This window comes from Pseudomonas sp. 51_B (assembly GCF_017491595.1).
Lineage (GTDB): Bacteria > Pseudomonadota > Gammaproteobacteria > Pseudomonadales > Pseudomonadaceae > Aquipseudomonas > Aquipseudomonas promysalinigenes.
Genome location: NZ_JAFGYW010000497.1, coordinates 1 through 354, shown reverse-complemented (window position 1 = coordinate 354; position 354 = coordinate 1). Strand labels below are relative to the sequence as shown.

Annotated in this window: 1 protein-coding gene; it reads right to left on the bottom strand. The window is 61.9% G+C overall.

Translation table 11 applies throughout. From position 1 onward, the window contains the following. A partial coding sequence (locus J5M56_RS25910; protein WP_207938176.1) for an immunoglobulin-like domain-containing protein occupies positions 1–354 on the bottom strand: 354 nt, incomplete at both ends.

Below are 354 nucleotides of genomic sequence, written 5' to 3'. Positions count from 1 at the left end.
ATACGTTGTTAGGTGCCACGAAGTCCACGGAGCCGGTGGTCTGATTCAGGCCAATGGTGATGCTTTGGCCGTTGGCCAGGGAGATCACCAATGGCGAACCAGTGACCGGCGCGCTGACGGTAGCGGTGTAGGTGACCACTCCACCCTCGACGGCCGATGGCGTGGCGCTCAGGGTCACGGTGCTGGTGTCGATGGTGTCGGTGACCGAAGTAACCGCCGGCGTCGAACTGACGTTGAGCTTCTCGAAGTCACCACCGGTCGTGCCGGTGATGGTCGCTTCAACCTTACCGGCGTCGACGTACACGGTGTTTTTCGGTGCGTCGACGGTGATGGTGCCTTCGCTCAGGCCCTTGG